The organism is Bifidobacterium sp. LH_449 (assembly GCF_056356755.1).
On record NZ_JBKEUV010000002.1, the window covers coordinates 24,888 to 44,099 of the forward strand.

A 19,212-nucleotide genomic window follows, 5' to 3' on the forward strand; every position below is an offset into this window, starting at 1 on the left:
GTCACAAAGTTGCGTCAAGAGGAGTCCACATACATATGCGACAGGGATTCGACAACGACAAATACATCGCACTGCAGGCGGAGAACATCAAGAAACGCATCGCGCAGTTCGGCGGCAAGCTGTACCTGGAATTCGGCGGCAAGCTGTTCGACGACTATCATGCGTCGCGCGTACTGCCGGGTTTCGAACCCGATACGAAGTTCCGCATGCTCAAAAGCCTTGCGGACGACGTCGAAATCATCATCGCCATCAACGCCAACCATATCGAAAAAGCCAAGATGCGCGGCGATCTCGGCATCACATATGACGAGGACGTGCTCCGCCTGATCGACATCTTCCGCTCCCGCGGTTTCTATGTGGGCTCCGTCGTGCTGACGCAGTATGCGGGCCAGCCCGCCGCCGACGTGTACCGTCACCGTTTGGCGCAGCTGGGCATCACCTGCTATCTGCATTACCCGATCGCCGGCTATCCGCATGACATCGAACACATCGTGTCCGACGAAGGCTACGGCCGCAACGACTACATCGTCACCAGCCGTCCGCTCGTCGTCGTCACCGCCCCCGGCCCGGGATCGGGCAAGCTGGCAACCTGCCTGTCGCAGCTCTACCATGAGAACAAGCGTGGCACCAACGCCGGGTATGCGAAGTACGAGACGTTCCCGATCTGGAACCTGCCGCTGAACCATCCGGTGAACATCGCCTACGAGGCCGCCACCGCCGACCTGGACGACGCGAACATCATCGACCCGTTCCATCTCGAGGCGTACGGCAAGACCACCGTCAACTACAACCGTGACGTCGAAGCGTTCCCCGTGCTGAAGGCCATGATGGAAAAGATCATGGGCACCAGCCCCTATCAGAGCCCCACCGACATGGGTGTGAACATGGCCGGCTACGCCATCGTCGACGATGAGGCGTGCCGTGAGGCGGCGAACATGGAAATCGTCCGCCGCTACTTCGATGCCGCGGTGAACTACAAGCGCACCGGCACCGGCGAAGAGCAGGTCGAACGTCTGCGTTCGATCATGAAGAAGGCCGGCGTCGGCCCGGACCTTTCCCCGGCCCGTTCGGCGGCCCTGCTGAAGGAGGAGATGACCGGCGCTCCGGCAGGCGCCATGGTGCTGCCGGACGGACGCGTCATCACAGGCAAGACCGGCGACCTGCTGGGCGCCGCCAGCGCGCTGCTGATGAACGCGTTGAAGGCCGTGACCGGCGTGCCGGACGATACGCTCGTCATCGACGAGGCCGCCATCGAGCCGATCTGCCGTTTGAAGACCGAACACCTGTCGAGCGTGAACCGCCGCCTGCACTCCGACGAAACGCTGATCGCCCTGTCGATCACCAGTTCGCAAAGCGAGCAGGCCGCCAAGGTGATCGGCGGCCTGGAGCAGCTGCGCGGCTGCGACGCGTTCTTCTCCGTCATCATCTCCTCGACCGATGAAGACCTGTACCGCAAACTCGGCATCAACGTGTGCTGCGAGCCGAAATACGAGCGCGTAAGCCTGTATCACAAGTGACGCCGTCACAAGTGGTGTGCTGAATCACCGGAACGGCGAAACGGCGGAATGCCGTCGCGTGGAATTCCCGCGCGGCGGCATTCCGCCGTTTTTTCTTGCATCCTTCATAGGTTTTCCGGATGTTTTCCCCGATATTCCCACCCGTTATGTCGCATTCCGCCGTTTATTTTCGGGGGAACGCGTCATATCGGCGGGTAAAGCGCCCCTTGTCGGGTACAATCATTGATTGTTTACCGAATATTCGCGGAATGTTAACCGTCGGATTCGTTTGATGAGGAAGGTGATGACGCCCTTGGATGTGTCTTTTTCGTATTTCATCCAACAGATCTTCTCGAATCCGGCGCTGGCCGTAACCACGCTGCTCACATTGGGCGTCATTTTCGTCAATGGCTGGACGGACGCGCCCAACGCGATCGCCACCTGCGTCACCACTCGCTGCCTGCGTGTACGTTCCGCGGTGATCATGGCGGCGATCTTCAACTTCCTCGGCGTGTTCGTCATGACGCAGATCAACGCCTCCGTCGCCTCCACCATCAGCAATATGGTCGATTTCGGCGGCAACACGCATGAGGCGTTGATCGCGCTATGCGCGGCCCTGTTCTCCATCGTCGTATACAGCGTCGCCGCATCCCTGTTCGGCATCCCCACATCCGAAAGCCATAGCCTGATCGCGGGCCTGTCCGGCGCGGCCATCGCCATCCAGGGCGGTCTGGGCGGCATCAACATGGACGAATGGGTGAAGGTCCTGTACGGTCTCGTGGCCAGCCTCGTATTGGGCTTCGGCATCGGCTGGATCGTATGCAAGATCGTGACGCTCGTCTGCGCGGGCCTCGACCGTCGCCGCGCCAACGGCTTCTTCACGTACGCGCAGATCGTCGGCGCCGCCGCGATGAGTTTCATGCACGGCGCACAGGACGGTCAGAAATTCATCGGCGTACTGTTCCTCGGCATGGCGTTCTGCAACGGGCAGTCCAGCGTCGCAGGCGTGGTCATCCCGGTGTGGCTGATGCTCCTGTGCAGCGCCATCATGGGCATCGGCACCAGCGTCGGCGGCGAGCGCATCATTAAATCCGTCGGCCAGGACATGGTGCGATTGGAAAAGTATCAGGGCTTTTCCGCCGACCTTTCCAGCGCCGTATGCCTGCTGCTGATGACCGTGCTGGGTATTCCGGTCTCCACCACGCATACGAAGACCAGCGCCATCATGGGCGTCGGCGCGGTGCGTCGCCTGTCCGCCATCAATTTCGGCATCGTGCGCGACATGATGCTCACCTGGGTGTTCACGTTCCCGGGCTGCGGCATCATCAGCTTCGTCATGGCAAAGCTTTTCATGTTCATGTTCTAAGGAAGGGACCCGATCAATGGCAAGGAAAAACGATTCTTTTTATTTCGACGGATTCCGGCAGAGCGCCGAATGCGCCTGCCAGGCGGTGAAGCTGCTTTCCGACGTCATGCATGATTACGATCCCGAACATCTGCGTGAGCGCATGGATGAGATGCACCGCATCGAGCAGGCCGCCGATGAGATCCGCCATGGCATGATGGACGAGCTGGTGACCGCGTTCATCACGCCGTTCGAACGTGAGGACATCGCCGCTTTGTCGAGCGCGTTGGACGACGTGGTCGACACGCTTGAGGAGACGCTGTACCGCCTGTATTACGACAACGTGCAGGAGATCCGTCCGGACGCGCTGCAGCTGGTCGACATGATCGACCAGGCGTGCAGCCGCATGGGGGAGCTGGTGTCGGAACTGCCTCGCTTCAAGCGTTCCAAGACATTGCGTGAGCATGTGTTCGCCATCAACAAGATCGAGCAGGACGCCGACCGCCTGTTCGTCGATGCGATGCGTAAGCTGCATACCGCGGGCGGCGACCCGTTGCAGGTGTTCGCTTGGCATGAGCTGTATACGCAGTTGGAAAGCTGCACCGATGATTGCGAGCATGTCGCCGGCGTGATCGACAGCATCGTGATGAAGAACAGCTGATTCGTTATATTGTGGACGACGGTGATGCCGTATCCCATAGGAATCCGGCATCATGCGTATGCGCGTCGTTCAGGAGCTGCGGTGCCGGCGGCGCTCCTCGAGAGCGTGGCGGATCTCATCCATGATTCGCGTGTTGCGCGTGGATGTCATTTGCGGGAACGCGTCGATCAGTCGGCGCTGCTGCCAGTTGAGCGTCGCATGAATATGCTCGTTGAGCTGCGCGAGACGCTCGTGCTTCTCCGTGATCCGCTCGTTGACCGCGTCGATGCGTGCGGCACGATGCTGGTCAAGCTCGTCATCCAGCATGGCGAGACGGCCGTGCAGCGTGCGCAGACCTGCGATGTTGATCGCAAGGTCGACCATCAGCATCGCCGCCAGAACGCCGGTGATGATGTGCAGCGCGAGCGGGGGAAGGCCTGCGGTCAACGCCGAAAGCCAAGGCTGGACGAACAGCATGACGAATGTGGCTCCGGCCCCGAATGCGACGAATCCGTTGAGATACACGCGTCCGTGGATGTTGAAGGGCTTGTCCGTGTAGTCCCAAAGCCTGACGCTGAACAATCGTTCGGTCGCATATGACGTGATGTATTCGATGGCGCAGGCGATGAAACCCGAGCTGAGGAACAGCGCGAACGGATTCCTCACGTCATGCAGAAGCAGGATCACGATGATGCCGCCGAATCCGTATATCGGGCATATCGGGCCGTTGAGCACGCCCCTGTCGACGAGTCGATGCCGCAGCACCAATGCGAGCAGGGTTTCCCAAACCCATCCGACGAATGAGTAGAACGTCCACCATAGGAACAGTTGTTCGAGGTATGTCATCGGTGATTCACCTCTGTCCGTAGCGTGAGAGCGCTTGCATGCCTGTTGCCGTCACTCTATCGCATCCTATGCGGATATGCACTTGGCGTAACACGGCAGGGATCCGCCTTCATGGTGGTATGCGCGTCGGCCTGAGGGCAATCGGGCATCGCCTTTTGGGGTGCGGTTCAGAACGCGCCTTGCATGATGGGCGAGGGGGACTGGCGTCAACGATGGGATGTGCGATCGCGTCAAGGCGAATATGCGAAAGGCGGGCATTCGCCCGCCTTTCCTGTTACGCGTGTCTCCTGTTCCGGGGATCGCTTACTGCTCGTTCTCGCCGGGCTTGGCGGCGAGGAAGTGCTCTTCGCTCGGCAGCACGAGGCTGAGGATCAGCGCGACGACGAACGCCACGGCGATGCAGTTCGAAGCGAAGATCTGCTGGAACAGGGCCGGGAAGTGCACGAAGATGTCGCCGACCTGGGTGAAGCCGATGCCGATGGTCAGGCTCAGCGCGGCGATGGTGATGTTGCGCTGCGTGAAGCCCGCTTCGGCGATCATCTGGAAGCCGGAGAGGATGATGTTGCCGAACATCATGATCGTGCAGCCGCCGAGCACGGCCTGCGGCATCGAGTTGAACACTTCGGCGATGGCCGGCACGAAGCTGGCCAGGATCAGGATCAGACCGCCGGAGAGGATCACCTTGCGGTTGACGACCTTGGTCATGGCCACCAGGCCGATGTTCTGCGCGAAGGAGGTCAACGGCAGGCAGCCGAACAGGCCGGACACGGAGGAGATCAGACCGTCGCCTGCGATCGCGCCGGCGGTTTCCTTCTCCGTAGGCAGACGGTTCAGGCCGACCTTGGTCAGGGCTGCGGTGTCGCCCAGTACTTCCACGGAGGAGACCACGTAGAGCAGGCCGAGGGAGATGATCGCGCCCGGATCGAATTCAGGCTTGAACGGCATGAACTGCGGCACGGAGATGATGGACAGGTCCGCGAAGCCGGAGAAATCGACCTTGCCCATGAAAATGGCGACCACATAGCCGACCACGAGGCCGAACAGCACGGACAGCTGCTTGGCGGTGCCCTTCATCAGCAGCTGGAAGGCGAGGCAGGCGACCAGGGAGATCAGGCCGAGCGTCAGATTCTGCCAGGAGCCGAAATCCTCCGCGCCGGAGCCGCCGCCGAAGCTTTCGGCGCCGACCGTCAGCAGGGAGAAGCCAATCGAGGTGACTACGATGGCGGACACGATCGGCGGCACGAAACGACGCCAATATTTGGCGGTCAGGCCCAACACCAGCTCCAGCAGGCCGCCGACGATGACGGCGCCGACCACGGCGCCATAGCCCTTATCGGCGCAGATCGCCACGGCGGCGGCCACATACGTGAAGGAGATGCCGGTGACCATCGGCAGGCGGGAACCGATCAGCCAGGCGCCGTACAGCTGCAGGCAGGTGCCGAGGCCCGCCACAAGCAGGCCGGCCTGGATCACGGCGGCGGACTGGGCCGCGTCCATGTTCGCGGCGGAGGCGACGATGAAAATCGGGGCGAGATTCGCCACGAACATCGCCATGACATGCTGCAAGCCGAACGGAATGCCACGCCAGAAGGAGACCGGAGCGTCCAAACTGGTCAGGGCTTCGAAGGAGACGGCGGATTTCGTCGTCCTATCCTTATTCGTTGCCATACTGTTCTCTCTCTATTCTCTGTGTCGTTGCACAACAAAACCCTTGGAACGTCCAAGTTGTATTTTTAAAAGCCCACGCAACGCCATCGCGTCGCAATGCCGCGAAGCGACGGTGCGGCGGGCAGAAAAAACCGGGGAACCCGCGATGCGGACGCCCCGGAAAATCTTCAAATCAGCGGAATTCGATGGAGCCGGATTCCGGATCCATCGATTCGACGATCGCAAGCGAATCAACGTCATAGCCGTCGGCGCGCAGCTGGTCGCCGCCGCCCTGGAAGCCCTTTTCCACGGCGATGCCGATGCCTTCGACCACGGCGCCGGCCTTCCCGCACAGGTCGATCAGACCATGCAACGCCTTGCCGTTGGCCAGGAAATCGTCGATCAGCAGCACATGATCGCCTTCATGCAGATACTGCTTGGCCACGATGACGGGGAATTCCTTCTGCTTGGTGAACGAATACACCGTCGTGGAATACTGTTCGCCATCCAGATTGATGGACTGGGCCTTCTTCGCGAACACGACCGGCACATTGCCGAAATGGCGGGCGGCGACGCAGGCGATGCCGATGCCGGACGCTTCGATGGTCAGGATCTTGGTGATGTTCCTACCCTTGAAATGCTCCGCCCAAGCCGCGCCCATGGCGTCGAACAGCGCAACATCGCACTGGTGGTTAAGAAAAGCGTCGACCTTCAGCACGTTGCCCGGCTTGACCTTGCCTTCCAGACGAATGCGTTCCTCAAGCTCCTTCATGAAACCCCTTTGAATAATTGTCGGATGGGCTATGACTGCTTCAACATGAGACCACGCCCACGTATCAAGAACTTCCAGCATACTCGCGTGAGATGACGTGACCGCGACGCCGGGCGCCGCACCGTGTCGCCGGCGTCAAAGCGAACAATGCGCTGCAGACGAAAACGAACGGAAACGGGAAAACGCCGGCGCGATCCAAACGCGACCCGCCGCCGGCCATGACGTATTCGACGGGCCACGACTACTATATGCAAAGGCCACGGCGCTCCAGCGCCGTGCGAATTCCAAAGGAGATACAAGAAGTCATGTCGCAGCGACAGCGCTTCCATTGCATCGACGGCATCAAAGGCGTCGCACTTGCCGCCATCGTCGCCTACCATTTTTCAGTCGCCGGCGAATCCGGCGGCTTCCTCGGCGTGGAAGTCCTATTCACCATCTCAGGATTCCTGCTCACATGGAGCCTGCTCGACGAATACGACGACCACGGCCACCTGCTCCTGCGCCGATACTATCTGCGACGCCTCGCACGCCTGCTGCCCGCCATCATGCTGCTGATCCCCGTGGTCGCAATGCTCAGCGCGGCGATCGACACCGACGCGCTCGTGAAATACGGCTGGGAAAGCCTCGCCGCGATCACCTTCACCTACAACTGGTACGGCATCGCCAGCGGAGCCAGCTACTTCGCCGCAACAGCGCCGCAACCCCTGCAGCACCTCTGGTACGTGGCCGTATTCGCGCAATTCGCGGTATTGCTGCCGCCGCTGGTCGCACTGATACGCAGACACGTGCCGCAAAAACTGCAGTGGGCCATACCGGCAGGCCTCGCCATACTCAGCGCGGTACTGATGGGCGCACTGTACACGCCGGGCAAAGACGCGACCCGCATCTACTACGGACTCGACACCCACACGTTCGGGCTCCTGACAGGCATGGCCTTCGCATGGGCGCTGCACGGCAGCATGCAAGCCGCACTGTCACGACGCCTCGCCCAAACATGGGTGAAAATCAGCCCATGGCTGGCCACGGCGGCGCTGACCGTCTTCCTCGCGCTGACCCGATACGTGCATCAGGACGCCACGGCATTCCGATGGGGACTCGCCCTGACCGCCATATTGACCGTGCTCATGCTGATCGGATCGATCGGCGAAGGCTCCTGGATGGAAAACCTGTTCGAATGGCGGCCCCTCCGACTGATGGGCCGCTACTCATACGGACTCTACCTATGGCATTGGCCGATCTATGTACTGCTCGAACGCCTCATGCCGATGACCCACGACGGGCGCCCGCAATGGCCGCTATGGGCACTCGCCTGGACCCTCACCATGGCATGCGCGGCCTTCTCATGGCATTTCGTCGAACGGCCGGCTGCGCGCCTGCTCGAAGGATGGCGCCCCGACCTCACCGAAACACGAGACAGGTGGAAGGCGCTCGCGGCCGGAATCGTCGCCGTGGCATTGTGCCTGGGATTCGGGTTTACGATGCATGCAGCGCCTGATAAGACGAAAGTGCAGCTTGCGTTGGAGCGGCAGCAGGCGTTGCTGGAGCGGCGGCATCGTCAGGCCGAGCGGGATGCGGAAGAACAGGATTCGAACAAAAGTTCGAATAATGGTTCGGGTGAGGAATCGCCGGCGGAAAACGAATCGGACGAAACCGGCGAAAAGGAGTCCGGCAAAGACGGATCCTCCTCGTTCGGCGCGTCGGGCGGTGTGTCGAACGACAAGGCCGGCAATGCGGCGGTCGGCGAAGACAAGGTCGCGCATGAGCCGCCCCGGCCGGCCGAACCGGTCAAGGGCGGCGACGTCATCGCCATCGGCGATTCCGTCATGCTTGGCGCGTCGTCGGCATTGTCGGCGGCGCTGCCCGGCATCTACGTCGACGCCAAGGAATCGCGCAGCATCGCCGTCGTACGCGATCTGATCTCGTCATACAAGGCGAGTGGCCAGCTCAAAAAATATATCGTCATCGCGGCGAACACGAATTCAGCGACCACCGTCGGCGACTACGCCGAAATCGCGCAGACCGCAGGCCCCGGCCATGTGCTGTGCATCATCAGCGGCCACGGCGAACGGGCGTGGATACCCGTCGCCAACCAGGCGGCACGCGACTATGTCCAGGCCCATCGCGACTCGTCGCTGCTGATCGACTGGGACGCCGCGGCGACGCCGCATCCCGAAGTGTTCTATTCCGACGGCATCCACACCATGCCGGAAGGCGCGAATCTGTATGCGGCCACCGTGCGCGACGCACTCAATGCCTGGTCCGTGCGGCACTGACGTGCTCATGTGGTAAACATGAATGGCTCAGATGGCTCCAAGAATTCGTTCGAGAATCGATTCGACAATCGTTTCGACGGGCCAGCAACAAACGACAAAGGGGAGTGTGCGCCAGTGCAGCAGGATCCTGATTTCATCGCACGTCATGCCGAAGAGCTTATCGGCGACCTGAACGAGCAGCAATCGCAGGCCGTGCAATATCGAGGCCCGGCATTGCTGATCGGCGCAGGCGCCGGTTCGGGCAAAACGCGCGTGCTCACGCGACGCATCGCATGGATCCTGACGCAGTTCGGCGCATGGCCGAGCCAGATTCTCGCCATCACATTCACCAACAAGGCCGCGGCGGAGATGAAGGAACGTCTTGCCGCGCTGATCGGTCCCGTCGCCGAACGCATGTGGGTGTCGACCTTCCACTCCGCCTGCGTGCGCATCCTGCGCCGCGACGGCAAGCAGATCGGGCTTGATTCCGGCTTCTCCATCTACGACACCGCCGATTGCGAACGCCTGGTCAAACTGATCGGCGCCGACCTCAACATCGACCTGAAGCGTTATACGCCGCGCGCGATCCTGTCACGCATCTCCGACTATAAGAACAATCTGACCGACTGGCGAACGCAATTGAAGACGTACGCGCCGGACTATCGTCCCGGCCAGCGCGGATACCAGCTCGGGCGCATCGGCAACGTCGAAGAGCTGTATGCGGTCGTCTACGCCGAATACCAGCATCGTCTGGCGCAGGCCAACGCCGTCGATTTCGACGATCTGATCTCGCGCACCGTCGAATTGCTGCGCACAGATCCGATGGTCGCCGAATACTATCATCACAAGTTCCGCTATATCCTCGTCGACGAATATCAGGACACCAACCATGCGCAGTATGAGCTGGTGCGCGAATTGGCCGGCGTCGATGCGGGGGAGGAGGCCGCGCCCACCGCGGTCGCCGCCGGCAAGACGGGCCCCGCCTGGATCACCGTCGTCGGCGACTCCGACCAGTCGATCTACGCCTTCCGCGGCGCGGACATCCGCAATATCCAGGATTTCGAACAGGATTTCCCGAACGCGCGCACGATCATGCTGGAACAGAACTACCGTTCCACGCAGACCATTCTGGACGCGGCGAACGCGGTGATCGCGCATAATGAAGGCCGCAAGCCGAAGAAGCTGTGGACCGCGTTCGGCAAGGGCGACCCGATCGTCGGATACGCCGCCGACAATGCGCAGCAGGAGGCGGCGTGGATCGCCGGCGAAATCACGCGCGTGCATGCCGAGGAAGGCGTCGCCTACTCGGACATGGCCATCATGTATCGCGCCAACGCGCAGTCCCGTTCTTTGGAAGAGGCGCTGATCAACGCCGGTACGCCGTATCAGCTGGTCGGCGGCACGAAATTCTACGAGCGCCGCGAAATCAAGGACGCCGTCGCCTACCTGCAGGCCATCGTCAACCCGTCCGACAGCGTCAACATGCGACGCATCCTCAACGTGCCCAAGCGTGGGCTGGGCGCGCGGGCCGAAGCGCTGGTCGCATCCTATGCCGACGCGCATATGGGACCGTTCTGGCTCGGCATCGAACATGCCGACGAATTGGACGGCATTACGGCGCGCACCGCGAAGCCGCTGCGCGAATTCCGCGATCTGCTGATCGGATTGCGCGCCTTCGCCGCCGAGCATGATGCGAAACCGTCCGAAATCGTGGCCGAAGTGCTCGACAAGACGGGCATGCTGGAGGAACTGCGCCGTTCGGAGGACCCGCAGGACATGTCGCGTGTGGAGAACCTTTCGCAGCTACAGTCGGTGGCCGCGGAATTCGAACAGAACACGCCGGACGCCACGTTGGCGGCCTTCCTTGAAACCACGGCATTGGTGGCGGATTCCGATCAGCTGCCCAGTGAAGGCGAGGATTCCGGCAAGGTCACATTGATGACGCTGCATACGGCCAAGGGTCTGGAATATCCGATCGTGTTCCTGACCGGCATGGAGCAGGGCACGTTCCCGCATTCGCGCGCGATGGAGGACACCAGCGAACTGTCCGAGGAGCGTCGCCTCGCATATGTCGGCATCACGCGCGCGAAGCGCCGCCTGTACGTGACCCGTGCCGCCGTGCGCGCGCAGTGGGGGCAGGCCAATGAGATGCTGCCGAGCCAATTCCTTGACGAGATCCCGGAAGAACTGATCGATTGGAAGCGTCGCGAAACCGGTGTGGAGCGCATGCGCGGCGGCTGGGGCAGCGGAAGCTTCTCCGACGGCTTCGACGATGATTTCGGCGGATGGCGTGACGACGATTTCTCGGGCTCGTCATTTGGCGGAGGAGCGTCTTCCTACGGGTCCTCGTCCTATGGCTCCTCCTCGCACGGGTCTTCCTCGTACGGCTCCTCGCGCCGCGGCGGATCGTATGGATCGTCCTCATACGGTTCGTCATATGGTTCGTCGTCGTACGGTTCTTCAGGTTCCGGGCGCCGCCGTTCGGCAGGCTCCTCGTATGGCTCGTCCCGCGGTTCTTCCTACTACGGCTCCTTGGGATCGTCTCGCTCCTCGTCGAAGTCCGGCAAGGTCACCGTCCGTCGCGTGACGCCGTCGGACAAGTCGAAAACAGCCCCGGCCTCCGCGCTGAGCAAAGACAACGAGCTCAACATCGCCGACTTCCATATCGGCGACAAGATCACGCATGACCGTTACGGATTGGGCACCGTGCTCGACACGCAGGACAAGGGGCGCAATTCGGTGATCACCGTCGATTTCGGCACGGATGGCGTCAAACGTCTGATGCTCCGGGTGGCCCCGATCGAAAAGCTCTAGGCGACACGGCGAAGTCCGCCCCTGTCGTGTATAGTTGCCGATTGGTGTCTTTCTTCGAAAGGCATCGTCTGGAGCCTTAGCCCATCAGCGGGACGGCGGTCGGACCGTCAAGGCCGGGCCGTTCATGTCTTACCATGACAAAGCGCTGGAGAGGCCGGCTCAGCGTGGAATCCCGTATTCCACGTTCCGTTCAGACAACGACAGAACTAACAAAGGATTAAACCAATGACGAACGTTCAGCGTTCTCGCCGTCAGGTGCGTCTTTCCCGCGCCCTCGGCATTGCACTGACCCCGAAGGCTCAGCGCATCTTCGAAAAGCGTCCGTATGCTCCGGGCGAGCACGGCCGCACCCGCCGTCGCACTGAGTCCGATTACGCAGTGCGTCTGCGCGAAAAGCAGCGTCTTCGCGCTCAGTATGGCATCTCCGAGAAGCAGCTCCGCGCCGCTTACGAGAAGGGCACCCATACCCCCGGCCAGACCGGCAACGCCATGCTGACCGATCTCGAAACCCGTCTCGACGCCCTGGTCCTGCGTGCCGGCTTCGCCCGCACCACCGCCCAGGCTCGTCAGTTCGTGGTTCATCGTCACATTCTCGTTGACGGCAACATCGTCGACCGCCCGTCCTACCGCGTCAAGCCCGGCCAGACCATCCAGGTCAAGCCGAAGAGCCAGACGATGGTTCCGTTCCAGATCGCCGCCGAAGGCGTGCACCGCGATGTGCTGCCGGCGGTTCCGGGCTACCTGGACGTCAACCTGCCTTCCCTGAAGGCCACCCTGACTCGCAAGCCTGAAGCCGAGGAAATCCCGGTGCAGGTCAACATCCAGTACGTGGTCGAATTCTACGCCCGCTGATCTGGATTCACATACTGTAAAAACATACAGTGTAAGGACATACATACAGCAAGAGCCTCGCAGGAAACCTGCGAGGCTCTTCGCTTTCTAGTTGTTTTTGCGTTTTTATATTGTGCGGATTATTCGCCGATCACCATGCCGACGATGCTTGAGACGATCGACATGATCAGCGACCCGATCACCGACCACAGGAACCCGTCAATGACGACGCCGACATCGAACAGGCTCATCGCCAGCCACGACGCCAGTTCCATGAACAGCCAGTTGATGACCAGCGCGACCAGGCCGAAGCTCAAAATCGAAAACGGCAGCGCCAGCAAATGCACGATCGGTTTGATCGATGCATTGATCAGCGCCATGAACAACGCGAAAGCGGCGACGCCGATGATCGGCGGATCGCCGATCACCTCCATGCCCGGCAGCAGCGCGACCATGACGCCCGCCGCAATCGTCAGCACCAGCCAACGTGAAATGAAACTACCCATAGATGATATCGTACAGGGACAAATGCATATATATCGCAAAATCATCCCTTATACCATCCCTGAAACCATCCCTGAAAAACTTTGGGGCGATCTTCAATATGGCACGTCAGAATGCTGAATGCCATATGGGAATGCGCTAATCTGAAGGCATGATGTTGCATTTGCATGTTGTCCGCCATGGGCAGACCCTGTTCAATCGATATAACCGACTGCAAGGATGGAGCAATTCCCCGCTGACCGAAGCCGGCCTGGCCGACGCTCGACGCGCGGGGGAGAAGCTGCGCGATATCGAATTCGCTGCAGCGTTCTGCTCCGACACCACGCGTGCGATGGTCACCGCGCAGCGCATACTCGACATCAACGAATCCGCAGGCCATACACGTCCCGAATTGGTGAACGACATGCATTTCCGCGAGCAGTGCTACGGCTATTTCGAAGGCCAGGACATGTCGCTCGCATGGACGGCCGCGGGCGGCCCCCACGGCGCAAAGGACTACAACGACATCGTGCGCAGATTCGGGCTCGCCGCGACCCGCGATTTCCTGAAGGAAGCGGATCCCTTCCACGATGCGGAATCCGACGCCGAATACTGGCGGCGTGTGGAAGGCGCGTTCGCGCTGATCGCCGCCGACAAGCGCCTGCATGACGGCGATGACGTGCTGATGATCTCGCACGGCAACACACTGCTCAGCCTGATGCACCGCTTCGCGTCGGAGGACTACGATCTGAGCGAACGGCCGGCGAACGGCTCGGTGACATGCCTTGAATTCGATACGGACCAGCCGTTCGGCAATGCGATAACCGTCGCATCGTATAATCAATGAGTTCGCGACTTCCTGCAGCGTCTGGGCCGTTCGTTAGTCTAGTGCGGGTATTGTGGTCGCGGTGCTGTGCCGTGATACTGAAAAGAGGTACAAGATGGGTGTAGGAGAGATTGCAGGTCTCATCGCCGCCATTGCGTTCGCGATTCTGGCCGGATTCATGATCTACCCGCTGATTCGCCTTGGCAAGCTGTTCGACCAGCTCGCCCAAGTCGTCAGGGATACCGGAGACCATGCGATCCCGGCACTTGACGAAAGCGTGACGACCATACAGCAGGTCAACAAGTCGTTGGACGACGTGAACAAGATCTCCGCGGCCGCATCGGCCACGGCGAGCAACGTCAGCGCCTTGAGCGATTTGTACGGCTCGTTCCTGGGCAAGCCCGTCATCAAGATCGCCTCCGTCGTATATGCGGCAAAATCCACCGCCCGATCGTTCCTGCAGAACAAGACTGCGGGACGTGCGGATTCCACTAAGGGGGAGTGATGTTCAAACGTCTGTTCTGGGTGGGCGTCGGCTTCGTGATCGGCGTGATCGCAGTGGCCAAGGCACAGGCCTACGTAAAGGCCAACACCCCTGATGCCGCGCGTCAGTTCCTGCTCGGCCCCGATCAGGAACATGTGACGATGCGCACGCTGCAAGGTCTGGTCAATGAATTCAACTCCACACGTCGGGCACGCGAGGAGGAACTGAACGCACGATATGCCGGATAATCGCTCACCGGCGCGAACGATCTGCTTCGATCACGTCAAATAGACGTCACATAGACAACGGAAGACGACTGCGGACGGCAGTCGAAATCATGACAAAACGGGACCGACCCTGGTCCCGGCCGTAAAGGAGCCCAAAAACACATGCGCACTTCTGAAATCGCGAAGCGCTATCTCGATTACTATGAACGACACGACCACCTTGTCGTGCCGTCGGCATCGCTGATCTCCCCGAACCCGACCACGCTGTTCACCATCGCCGGCATGGTCCCGTTCATCCCGTATCTGATGGGCGAACAGACCCCGCCGTCGCCGCGCATGGCATCGAACCAGAAGTGCGTGCGTACCCTCGATATCGACGAAGTGGGCAAGACCACGCGTCACGGCACCTTCTTCCAGATGCTGGGCAACTTCTCCTTCGGCGATTACTTCAAGGAGGAAGCGATCCACTATGCCTACGAGCTGCTGACCACCCCGCAGAGCGAGGGCGGCTACGGCTTCGACCCGGAGAAGCTGTGGATGACCACCTTCACCGATGACGAGGAGGCTCGTGCCCTGTGGCGCAACGAAGGCGTCGATCCGGAGCACATCCAGATCATGGGCATGGAAGACAATTTCTGGACCACCGGCGGCCCCGGCCCCGGCGGCCCGTGCTCCGAAATCTATGTCGACCGTGGCCCCGAATACGGCGTCGAAGGCGGCCCGATCGCCGACGAGAACCGCTATATCGAAATCTGGGATCTCGTGTTCGAAAACTACGAGGTCGACAACGTCAAGTCCAAGACCGACCTGCACATCGTCGGCGAATTGGAGAACAAGAACATCGATACCGGCGCCGGTCTCGAACGTCTCGCCTACCTGCTGCAGGGCAAGCAGAACATCTACGAGACCGATGAGGTCTTCCCGGTCATCGAGGCCGCGCAGACCATGTCCGGCCGCATGTACGGCGACGACGAGGCGATGGACGTCAAGTTCCGCGTCGTGGCCGATCATGTGCGCTCCGCGCTGATGATCATGAGCGACGGCGTGCGTCCGTCCAACAACGGCCGTGGCTACGTGCTGCGCCGCCTGCTGCGTCGAACCGTCAAGGCCATGCGCGCGCTCGGCGTCACCGATCCGGTGCTGCCGACCCTGTTCCCGGTTTCCAAGAACGCCATGGTTCCGAGCTATCCGGAACTGGAAAACACCTTCCATGAGGTTTCCGAATCCGCATACGGCGAGGAGGACGCCTTCCGCCGCACCCTCGAAGCCGGCACCGAAATCTTCGACATGGCCGTGTCCAAGGCCAAGGAATCCGGCAAGACCACGGTCTCCGGCGACGATGCGTTCAAGCTGCACGACACCTACGGCTTCCCGATCGAGCTGACCCTCGAAATGGCGCAGGAGCAGGGCGTCACGGTCGACGAAGCCAAGTTCCGCGAATTGATGGCCGAACAGAAGTCCCGCGCCCGCGCCGATGCGCTGAAGAAGCGTCACAACGTGGACCTGAGCGTCTACGACGACTTCAAGAAGACGCTGGAACAGCCGATCGACTTCCTCGGCTACACCGATTTCTCCGCGCGCGCCCGCGTGCTTGGCATCATGCAGGAAGGCAAGGGCTCTGTTCCGGCCGTCACCGCTCCGGCGAACGTCGAAGTCATCCTCGACCGCACCCCGTTCTACGCGGAGGCCGGCGGCCAGCTGGCCGATGAGGGTGAGATCCTTTCCGACGACGGCGCAGTGCTCGAGGTCGACGACGTGCAGAAGCCGATCAAGGACCTCATCGTCCACCAGTGCCGTCTGACCGAAGGCACGCTGGTGGTCGGCGCCGAAGTCAACGCCACCATCGACCTTGACCGTCGTGGCGCCATCGCCCGCTCCCACACCGCGACCCACATGGTGCATAAGGCTTTGCGCGAAGAGCTCGGCCCGCAGGCCACCCAGCGCGGTTCCGAAGACGCCCCGAACCGTCTGCGCTTCGACTTCCAGTGGTCCAAGGCCCCGACCAAGACGATCATGAGCGCCGTCGAAGCGCGCGTCAACGACCGTCTGCGCGACAACCTCGCCGTCACCACGCAGGAGATGAAGTTCGACGACGCGATCGCGCTCGGCGCGATGCACCTGTTCGGCGAAAAGTACGGCGACATCGTGCGCGTGGTCTCCATCGGCGAAGACGGCTGGAGCCGCGAACTGTGCGGCGGCACCCACGTCGACCATGTCGGCAAGATCGGCGCGATCAACATCATGTCCGAAGCCTCCATCGGCTCCGGCGTGCGCCGTGTAGACGCGCTGGTCGGCCAAAGCGCCTACGAGTACAACGCCCGCGAACACGCGCTCGTCTCCCAGCTGAGCGACAAGCTCAACGCCCGTCCGGACGAGCTGGCCGAACGCGTGAACACGCTGCTCGCCAAGCTCAAGGAATCCGACCGTCGTCTGGCCGCCATGTACGAAGGCCAGTTGGCGGCGGCCGTTCCGCAGCTCGTCGCCGACGTCAAGGCCTCCGCCGCCCCGGTGAAGGTCGCCGCGAAGAACGTCGGCCACTTCGGATCATTCGACGCGCTGCGTAAGACCGTTCTGGACGTTCGCGGCCAGCTCGGCGAAGACGCTCCGGTCGTCGTCGCCCTCGCAGGCGTCTCCGAAGACGACAAGCCGATGGTCGCGGTGGCAACCAACGAAGCCGCGCGTAAGGCCGGCATCAAGGCCGGCGACCTGGTCCGCGGCGCTTCCAAGATCCTCGGCGGCGGTGGCGGCGGCACGCCGGACTTCGCCCAGGGCGGCGGCAGCGACGCGACCAAGATCGACGAAGCCATCACGGCACTTGCCGAACAGGCGATGAAGGCCTGAGCTTACCCGCATGGTATGGCTCGGCATTGATTTGGGCGACGCCCGGGTCGGACTTGCATTGTCCGATCCGGGCCTCGCCCTTGCTCATCCTGCAGGAAACATACAGGCGTACGGTGATTCGTTCCGTGCGATCGACGATGTTATCGGTATCATCGAAGATGAGCAGATTGAACACGTTGTTATCGGATTGCCGTTGCAATTGGACGGCACTGAAGGTAGAAGCGCGAAAAAGGCCCGACGTTGGGCTGCCAACCTCGAAAAACGACTCGCAACATGGATCGAAGAGGGAGAGGTGGTCCTCGATCAGATGCCGACGGTGGCTCTGGTCGATGAACGTTTGACCACGGTGACTGCGCACCGGCAGTTGCTTGATGCTCAGGTCGGCAGCCGGCAGCATCGCCCGAAAGTCGACCAGCAGGCCGCGGTGGTGATCTTGCAAACGGCATTGGACCGCGTGGAGAAATGAGGGAAGCGATCGATGTCAGAGGATTTCGAAGAGTTCTTCGACGATAACGTTCATTGGGAAGGAGATGGCTCCGATACAGTTGTTCCCGTGAATCCACCGGCTCCTCCGCAGTCTCGTCGCGCCATGCGGCGTCAGCGTGAAATGCACAAGCGGCGCAGGATGTTCGGCATCATCGCGGCTATCATTGTCATCGCCCTGGTGGCCACCGGCGGCTATTTCGGTTATCACAAGCTGATCGACATACGCAACGCCAACAATCAGACCGAATCCGTTATCGAGGATTATCCGGGACCGGGCGAAGGCGAAGTGCAATTCACCGTCGAACAAGGCCAGGACGCCGCGACGATCGCGGAAAATCTGTATGAGGCCGAGATCATCAAATCCGCAGCGGCCTTCACCAGCATCGTCATGGCGAACGGCAGCGTACTGTATCCGGGAACCTTCTCGTTGCTCAGGCATATGAAGGCCGCGGATGTCGTCGCCATCCTCTCCGACCAATCACAGGCCAGCGGCTTCCTGGAAGTCCGTTCGGGGGAACGTGTGTCCGACGTAATCGCCGCAGCGGTGGAGCTTTCCGGATTATCACAGTCCGATTTTGATGCGGTCATCAATGGCGGCGGCGCCGGGATCCTGCCGGATGAGGCGAACGGCGACTTCGAAGGCTGGTTCGAACCGGGCAGCTACGATGTGCAGAACAAAACCGTCGAAGAGATCATCACCGCGATGGTCGAAGCCCGTATCGAAAAGCTTGACTCGATGGGCGTGCCGGCAGGCGAAGAGCGTGAACGAATCCTGATCATGGCATCGATCGCCGAATCCGAAGTGAATTCGTCCGAATACTACGGCAAGGTCACGCGCGTGATCCTCAACCGTCTCGAGCAGGACATCACATTGGGCATGGATTCGACCGTCGCCTACGGTCTCGGCATCAGCGCCAGCGAATTGACCGACGCCATGCTGCAGGATGATTCGAATCCATACAATACTCGTCTTCATGCAGGCCTGCCCCCGGGACCGATCAGCAATCCCGGCGACAACGCCATCGAAGCCGCGCTGAATCCGGAACAAGGCGACTGGCTGTACTTCGTGACCACGAATCTGCAGACCGGCGAAACGAAGTTCACCACAGGCACGCTGGACGAGCAGAATCGGCAGTTCGAACAGTATGTGAAGGAGTACAAGACCGGCAACGAAAACGCCAATTGATCGATCGATCAGCCGGCGTAATCGCGAATAGGATCG

The 19,212-nt window shown here is 61.0% G+C and carries 16 protein-coding genes; 12 read left to right on the top strand and 4 right to left on the bottom strand.

Features of this window, described 5'->3' with window-relative positions; genetic code table 11:
• Window positions 1-35 precede the first annotated feature (35 nt).
• The 3 genes from AC1AX7_RS01895 (at window position 36) to AC1AX7_RS01905 (ending at window position 3,502) form a co-directional block, all read left to right on the top strand.
• Complete coding sequence (locus AC1AX7_RS01895; RefSeq protein WP_476508423.1) at window positions 36-1,517, top strand: DUF1846 domain-containing protein; 1,482 nt, start codon at window positions 36-38, stop codon at window positions 1,515-1,517.
• A gap of 292 nt (window positions 1,518-1,809) precedes the next feature.
• The gene (locus tag AC1AX7_RS01900; protein WP_476508674.1) at window positions 1,810-2,862 is read left to right on the top strand and encodes an inorganic phosphate transporter; all 1,053 of its coding nucleotides are present in this window, start codon (window positions 1,810-1,812) and stop codon (window positions 2,860-2,862) included.
• A 16-nt stretch (window positions 2,863-2,878) separates the two neighbouring features.
• On the top strand, window positions 2,879-3,502 hold the full coding sequence (locus AC1AX7_RS01905) for a DUF47 domain-containing protein (RefSeq protein WP_476508424.1): 624 nt from the start codon (window positions 2,879-2,881) through the stop codon (window positions 3,500-3,502).
• A 69-nt stretch (window positions 3,503-3,571) separates the two neighbouring features.
• Here the strand turns inward: AC1AX7_RS01905 and AC1AX7_RS01910 are convergent, their stop codons facing one another.
• From AC1AX7_RS01910 to AC1AX7_RS01920, 3 genes are all read right to left on the bottom strand, one after another.
• Window positions 3,572-4,327, bottom strand: coding sequence for a putative ABC transporter permease (locus AC1AX7_RS01910; RefSeq protein ID WP_476508425.1), 756 nt, complete (start codon window positions 4,325-4,327; stop codon window positions 3,572-3,574).
• Between the two features lie 303 nt (window positions 4,328-4,630).
• Entirely contained in the window at window positions 4,631-5,995 is a 1,365-nt protein-coding gene (locus AC1AX7_RS01915; protein WP_476508426.1) for a nucleobase:cation symporter-2 family protein, read from the bottom strand.
• Window positions 5,996-6,167: 172 nt separating this feature from the next.
• Window positions 6,168-6,746, bottom strand: a complete 579-nt coding sequence (locus AC1AX7_RS01920; RefSeq protein ID WP_476508427.1) for a xanthine phosphoribosyltransferase — start codon at window positions 6,744-6,746, stop codon at window positions 6,168-6,170.
• A gap of 305 nt (window positions 6,747-7,051) precedes the next feature.
• Between AC1AX7_RS01920 and AC1AX7_RS01925 the strand changes: the two genes are divergently transcribed.
• The 3 genes from AC1AX7_RS01925 (at window position 7,052) to rpsD (ending at window position 12,664) form a co-directional block, all read left to right on the top strand.
• Entirely contained in the window at window positions 7,052-9,019 is a 1,968-nt protein-coding gene (locus AC1AX7_RS01925; protein ID WP_476508428.1) for an acyltransferase family protein, read from the top strand.
• 114 nt (window positions 9,020-9,133) lie between these two features.
• The gene (locus AC1AX7_RS01930) at window positions 9,134-11,812 is read left to right on the top strand and encodes an ATP-dependent helicase (RefSeq protein WP_476508429.1); all 2,679 of its coding nucleotides are present in this window, start codon (window positions 9,134-9,136) and stop codon (window positions 11,810-11,812) included.
• A 225-nt stretch (window positions 11,813-12,037) separates the two neighbouring features.
• Window positions 12,038-12,664 carry a 30S ribosomal protein S4 gene (gene rpsD / locus AC1AX7_RS01935; RefSeq protein WP_476508430.1) on the top strand — a complete coding sequence of 209 codons (627 nt, stop codon included), beginning with the start codon at window positions 12,038-12,040 and terminating at the stop codon, window positions 12,662-12,664.
• A 119-nt stretch (window positions 12,665-12,783) separates the two neighbouring features.
• Here the strand turns inward: rpsD and AC1AX7_RS01940 are convergent, their stop codons facing one another.
• Window positions 12,784-13,149: a phage holin family protein gene (locus AC1AX7_RS01940; RefSeq protein ID WP_476508431.1), complete on the bottom strand. Its 366-nt coding sequence runs from the start codon at window positions 13,147-13,149 to the stop codon at window positions 12,784-12,786.
• Window positions 13,150-13,298: 149 nt separating this feature from the next.
• Between AC1AX7_RS01940 and AC1AX7_RS01945 the strand changes: the two genes are divergently transcribed.
• From AC1AX7_RS01945 to mltG, 6 genes are all read left to right on the top strand, one after another.
• A complete protein-coding gene (locus tag AC1AX7_RS01945) occupies window positions 13,299-13,973 on the top strand; it encodes a histidine phosphatase family protein (RefSeq protein ID WP_476508432.1) in 675 nt (224 codons plus the stop codon).
• Between the two features lie 94 nt (window positions 13,974-14,067).
• Window positions 14,068-14,457 carry a DUF948 domain-containing protein gene (locus tag AC1AX7_RS01950; protein ID WP_476508433.1) on the top strand — a complete coding sequence of 130 codons (390 nt, stop codon included), beginning with the start codon at window positions 14,068-14,070 and terminating at the stop codon, window positions 14,455-14,457.
• Entirely contained in the window at window positions 14,457-14,684 is a 228-nt protein-coding gene (locus AC1AX7_RS01955) for a hypothetical protein (RefSeq protein ID WP_476508434.1), read from the top strand. The genes AC1AX7_RS01950 and AC1AX7_RS01955 overlap by 1 nt, the downstream gene beginning before the upstream one ends.
• A gap of 141 nt (window positions 14,685-14,825) precedes the next feature.
• Window positions 14,826-17,504: an alanine--tRNA ligase gene (gene alaS, locus AC1AX7_RS01960; protein WP_476508435.1), complete on the top strand. Its 2,679-nt coding sequence runs from the start codon at window positions 14,826-14,828 to the stop codon at window positions 17,502-17,504.
• A 10-nt stretch (window positions 17,505-17,514) separates the two neighbouring features.
• Complete coding sequence (gene ruvX / locus AC1AX7_RS01965) at window positions 17,515-17,970, top strand: Holliday junction resolvase RuvX (protein ID WP_476508436.1); 456 nt, start codon at window positions 17,515-17,517, stop codon at window positions 17,968-17,970.
• 12 nt (window positions 17,971-17,982) lie between these two features.
• Window positions 17,983-19,176, top strand: coding sequence for an endolytic transglycosylase MltG (gene mltG, locus AC1AX7_RS01970; protein WP_476508437.1), 1,194 nt, complete (start codon window positions 17,983-17,985; stop codon window positions 19,174-19,176).
• Window positions 19,177-19,212: the final 36 nt, after the last annotated feature.

What these genes read in the sequence shown, in the direction of transcription:
- AC1AX7_RS01945 (WP_476508432.1), top strand. Translation starts at nt 13,299, where the DNA reads ATGATGTTGCATTTGCATGTTGTCCGCCATGGGCAGACCCTGTTCAAT.
- AC1AX7_RS01915 (WP_476508426.1), bottom strand. Translation starts at nt 5,995, where the DNA reads ATGGCAACGAATAAGGATAGGACGACGAAATCCGCCGTCTCCTTCGAA.
- AC1AX7_RS01905 (WP_476508424.1), top strand. Translation starts at nt 2,879, where the DNA reads ATGGCAAGGAAAAACGATTCTTTTTATTTCGACGGATTCCGGCAGAGC.
- AC1AX7_RS01910 (WP_476508425.1), bottom strand. Translation starts at nt 4,327, where the DNA reads ATGACATACCTCGAACAACTGTTCCTATGGTGGACGTTCTACTCATTC.
- AC1AX7_RS01895 (WP_476508423.1), top strand. Translation starts at nt 36, where the DNA reads ATGCGACAGGGATTCGACAACGACAAATACATCGCACTGCAGGCGGAG.
- AC1AX7_RS01925 (WP_476508428.1), top strand. Translation starts at nt 7,052, where the DNA reads ATGTCGCAGCGACAGCGCTTCCATTGCATCGACGGCATCAAAGGCGTC.
- rpsD (WP_476508430.1), top strand. Translation starts at nt 12,038, where the DNA reads ATGACGAACGTTCAGCGTTCTCGCCGTCAGGTGCGTCTTTCCCGCGCC.
- alaS (WP_476508435.1), top strand. Translation starts at nt 14,826, where the DNA reads ATGCGCACTTCTGAAATCGCGAAGCGCTATCTCGATTACTATGAACGA.
- ruvX (WP_476508436.1), top strand. Translation starts at nt 17,515, where the DNA reads ATGGTATGGCTCGGCATTGATTTGGGCGACGCCCGGGTCGGACTTGCA.
- AC1AX7_RS01955 (WP_476508434.1), top strand. Translation starts at nt 14,457, where the DNA reads ATGTTCAAACGTCTGTTCTGGGTGGGCGTCGGCTTCGTGATCGGCGTG.
- AC1AX7_RS01940 (WP_476508431.1), bottom strand. Translation starts at nt 13,149, where the DNA reads ATGGGTAGTTTCATTTCACGTTGGCTGGTGCTGACGATTGCGGCGGGC.
- mltG (WP_476508437.1), top strand. Translation starts at nt 17,983, where the DNA reads ATGTCAGAGGATTTCGAAGAGTTCTTCGACGATAACGTTCATTGGGAA.
- AC1AX7_RS01920 (WP_476508427.1), bottom strand. Translation starts at nt 6,746, where the DNA reads ATGAAGGAGCTTGAGGAACGCATTCGTCTGGAAGGCAAGGTCAAGCCG.
- AC1AX7_RS01950 (WP_476508433.1), top strand. Translation starts at nt 14,068, where the DNA reads ATGGGTGTAGGAGAGATTGCAGGTCTCATCGCCGCCATTGCGTTCGCG.